This is a genomic window from Ferroglobus sp. (assembly GCF_015521575.1).
Taxonomy (GTDB): domain Archaea; phylum Halobacteriota; class Archaeoglobi; order Archaeoglobales; family Archaeoglobaceae; genus Ferroglobus.
In genome coordinates this window covers 1-3,939 of the sequence record NZ_WANY01000263.1, presented here as the reverse complement: position 1 = coordinate 3,939, position 3,939 = coordinate 1, and the positions used below count along the sequence as shown (strand labels likewise).

Sequence of the window (3,939 nt, the reverse complement as noted above, 5' to 3'; positions counted from 1 at the left end):
TAGTTTTCCTCCTCGTTTACCTTGCTGTGAGGGAGAGTAAAGCGGAGGAGAAAAAGATTAGTGCACTGGAAATTCTGAAGGAGAGGTACGCAAGAGGGGAGATCACAAAGGAGGAATTTGAAAGAATGAAGAGGGAGATCGAAGGGTGACTTGTATGGAAGAGCACAAGCATCATGCCGATGAGATGAAAGAAGCTAAGCACGAGCATAAAAAAATGCATCACGAACACCACGAGCACATGATGGAGGACTTCAAGAGGAGATTCTACATCTCCACAGCACTTACTATCCCAATCCTGATACTCTCACCGCTCATTCAGGAAGTTTTCAACTACTCACTCAAATTTCCGGGGAGAGAGCTCGTCCTTTTCCTACTCTCCTCCATTGTTTACTTCTACGGCGGATACCCCTTCTTCAAGGGATTTTTCGACGAGTTTAAAAAGAAAACCCCCGGAATGATGACGTTAATATCCGTTGCTATCACCTCCGCCTACGTCTACAGCTCAGCTGTCGTTTTTGGATTGGAAGGGAAATACTTCTTCTGGGAGCTGGCGACCCTTATCGATATCATGCTTCTTGGGCATTACATAGAGATGAAGTCCGTCCTCGGAGCTTCGAGAGCTTTGGAAGAGCTCGTTAAAATTATGCCGTCAACGGCTCATTTAATTAAAAACGGCGAGATAAGGGAAGTTCCGGTGGAAGAGTTAAAACCCGGAGACCTCGTCCTCGTCAAACCCGGAGAGAAAATTCCCGTTGATGGAATTGTGATGGAAGGGGAAAGCTACGTAGATGAATCCATGCTAACCGGAGAGAGTAAACCAGTTTTGAAAAAGAAAGGGGAGAAAGTAATAGGAGGGGCGATAAACCTCCAAGGTTCTTTGAAGGTGCAGGTTGAAAAAACAGGAAAAGATACGTACCTCAGCCAGATAATAGAGCTCGTTAAAGCCGCTCAGGAGAGCAAATCGAAAACTCAAGATTTAGCAAATAAAGCAGCGTTTCTACTCACGATCATCGCTCTAACCGCTGGATTCATAACATTCACAGCGTGGATATTCTTCGGAATGGACTTGGCTTTCGCTGTTGAGAGAGCAGTTACTGTGATGGTTATCTCTTGCCCTCATGCGTTGGGATTGGCTGTTCCGCTTGTCGTGGCAGTTTCAACCTCTTTAGCTGCTAAGAACGGATTGCTCATAAGAAACAGGCAGGCTTTTGAGAGAGTTAAGGAGGTCGAAGCAGTAGTTTTCGATAAAACTGGAACTCTAACCGAAGGTAAGTTCGGCGTCACCGACGTTTTCTCTTTCAGCGAAAATGAGGATGTTCTGAAAATTGCCGCAAGCATAGAAGTAAATTCCGAGCATCCGATTGCAAGAAGCATAGTTGAAGAGGCAAAAAGGAGAGGAATTGAGCTTTTGAAAGTCGAAGAATTCAAAGCAATTCCCGGGAAAGGTGTTGAAGCCAAGGTTAACGGGGAGTTCTACAGGATCGTCAGCCCCGGATATTTGAAAGAGAAAGGGATTGAAGTTGACATACCGGAAGAGGCAATAAGAGGTAAGACTGTCGTCTACCTCGTTAAAGATGATAAAGCGATTGGAGCGATTGCTCTCGCAGACAAAGTTAAGCCGGAGTCTAAGGAAGCGATACGAAAGCTTAAGGACATGGGAATTAAGTGCATGATGCTTACTGGAGATAGCAAAGTCGTGGCTGAAAAAGTCGCCGAGGAACTCGGCTTGGATGAATTCTTCGCCGAAGTTTTACCCCATGAAAAAGCTGAGATAATAAAGAGAGTTCAGGAGAAGTTCGTCGTTGCGATGGTTGGTGACGGAATTAACGACGCTCCGGCTTTAGCTCAGGCTGACGTTGGGATAGCTATCGGAGCCGGAACGGACGTTGCGATAGAAACCGCAGATATAATCCTCGTCAGGAGCGATCCGAGAGATGTGGTGGATATCATAGAGCTTTCGAAGAAAACCTACAGAAAAATGTTGCAGAACTTGCTTTGGGCTACTGGCTACAACAGCGTGGCAATACCCTTAGCAGCGGGAGTTGCTTACGGCATCGGCGTACTACTCACTCCAGCTATAGGAGCTGCTTTAATGTCTTTAAGCACGGTGATAGTAGCTATAAACGCTAAACTCTTGAAATAAAACTTAGAGAAGTCTCAGTAAAGTCCAGAGCTGATAGGCCGTGTAGAGAACCGCTGGAAGAGATGCTGACACAAAAGCTTTTCGAAATTCGAGATTTCTTGAGTGCTTCAAAGCGAAGCTCCACATGACCACAGCCCAAACGGTGGCTGCCACGTTTATTACTGCTGAAGAATAGATAACCTCCGAAGGAAGCAAGCTCTTCACAACGAGGTCTACCGCTTCAGGATTTTCCTTAATTGTGTTCATACTTATTTTCGGCAGTTCCGCTTCAAGAGCATACTTTACGGTGAGAGGTGTTTTTATAAGGCTTGATATTAAAAATGGGAAGAATCCGTAACCTACAGATTCGAGTGTTTTCCTAAAGCTCCCCTCTCCGCCGAAAAGGGCTGAGAGAGCGAACATTATTAATGTCAGAATCAGCCAGCTGACGAAAGACGTTATGAGAGCGAAAACCACTCCAAGATAGGCTACCAGCTTAAAGACGAAAGCTACATCACCAACGAACGCTTCAGCCAATTTCATGGAGATTACGTACTGATAGATTCCACCCAAAATCGACATCGGGAGGATTACAGCCAAAACCGGTTTCAGCAGCTTTGTCTCCTTCTCAGCAAGCTTTTCGAAAAATCTGTTCGGATCGGATATTAACTCCATGCTTTTCAAAATTCAATTAGACATTAAAACTTTTCCGCTCTACAAAAATAGAAATTGGTAAATGAAAATCGAGAAGAATTGATACGTTAGCAAACTTTTCCCCACACCCTTCAAACTCACCCTCTTCACCACCAGAAACAGCAGTGCCGTTACAACAAAAAATAGCCCATAGGCTATCGTTGGGGAAAAGGAGTAGACGAGAAGCAAAGCAAAAGATGTTAGAGCGAGGGTCTTCTTATTCTTATTCCTGTAAAGAACTAAGGAGAAAGAAAACACGACAACCAAGATAAGGAAAAGCAAGGCTCTCAGAATTGGGAGAAGGTCGATGGAAAAGTAGGAGGTTATAAGAGGAAAGGGAAAAGTCATAACAATTGATCCAATTCCGGTAAACGCTCCTACGTTGTCCTTGAGCTTGATCTGAAGAGCTAACAAAAGAGAATAAACTACGATGAATGGTATAACGCTTTTATTTGTTGTAGCGATAATTAAAAGGGAAAGAGCGAAGAGGATCGGAATCAACAAGCTTATGTCCACTTTTCTTTCGGAAATTAACCCGTAAGCTGGCTCTACAGAGAAGAGAAACAGAACTACCGTAAGGAAAATCAGAGGGTCGAAACTCCTCGTTATTAGAAAAGCGAAAGTCGTTGAAATCAACCAAATACTCCAGCTTCCGTGCATTCTTGGCAATTTTAACACGTTAATAAATAGCCTCCATGACTCTTAATTGCTTTCCCTAATAATTTCGTCGATAGCGTTTTATCTTCCCACATCAATTCCAGAACGATGAGACCGAGTCTTGACGAGTACTTTATGGAGATAGCGAAAGTCGTTGCAAAACGTTCAACCTGCCTGAGGCAAAACGTTGGCGCTGTGATCGTGAAGGACAAGAGAATTCTCTCCACCGGTTACAACGGTGCTCCCATGGGTTTACCCCATTGCTTGGACATAGGCTGTTTAAGGGAGGAGTTAAACGTTCCAAGCGGAGAAAGGCATGAGTTGTGTAGAGCCGTTCACGCTGAGCAGAACGCGATAATACAAGCAGCCGTTCACGGGGTAAGCATAAAGGGTGCCACGCTTTATACAACCCATCAACCTTGTATAATGTGCGCAAAAATGATAATCAACGCCGGAATAGTTAGAGT

Annotated in this window: 5 protein-coding genes; 3 read left to right on the top strand and 2 right to left on the bottom strand. The window is 44.4% G+C overall.

Annotated features, from left to right (window positions below):
* The coding region (locus tag F7C14_RS10545; protein ID WP_367114370.1) for an SHOCT domain-containing protein at positions 1-149 on the top strand (149 nt) is incomplete at its 5' end.
* A 5-nt stretch (positions 150-154) separates the two neighbouring features.
* Positions 155-2,143 carry a heavy metal translocating P-type ATPase gene (locus F7C14_RS10540; protein WP_290902681.1) on the top strand — a complete coding sequence of 663 codons (1,989 nt, stop codon included), beginning with the start codon at positions 155-157 and terminating at the stop codon, positions 2,141-2,143.
* Positions 2,144-2,146: 3 nt separating this feature from the next.
* Here F7C14_RS10540 and F7C14_RS10535 read toward each other — a convergent pair whose 3' ends face one another.
* Both F7C14_RS10535 and F7C14_RS10530 read right to left on the bottom strand, forming a co-directional pair.
* Positions 2,147-2,797, bottom strand: a complete 651-nt coding sequence (locus F7C14_RS10535) for a Yip1 family protein (protein WP_290902679.1) — start codon at positions 2,795-2,797, stop codon at positions 2,147-2,149.
* Positions 2,798-2,836: 39 nt separating this feature from the next.
* A complete protein-coding gene (locus F7C14_RS10530) occupies positions 2,837-3,475 on the bottom strand; it encodes a hypothetical protein (RefSeq protein WP_290902676.1) in 639 nt (212 codons plus the stop codon).
* Positions 3,476-3,580: 105 nt separating this feature from the next.
* On the opposite strand from F7C14_RS10530, the gene F7C14_RS10525 reads away from it, so the two are divergent.
* On the top strand, positions 3,581-3,939 hold a 359-nt coding region (locus tag F7C14_RS10525), incomplete at its 3' end, for a dCMP deaminase family protein (protein ID WP_290902673.1).

Coding starts and splice junctions, on each gene's coding strand:
- F7C14_RS10540 (WP_290902681.1), top strand. CDS start 155: ATGGAAGAGCACAAGCATCATGCCGATGAGATGAAAGAAGCTAAGCAC.
- F7C14_RS10535 (WP_290902679.1), bottom strand. CDS start 2,797: ATGGAGTTAATATCCGATCCGAACAGATTTTTCGAAAAGCTTGCTGAG.
- F7C14_RS10530 (WP_290902676.1), bottom strand. CDS start 3,475: ATGCACGGAAGCTGGAGTATTTGGTTGATTTCAACGACTTTCGCTTTT.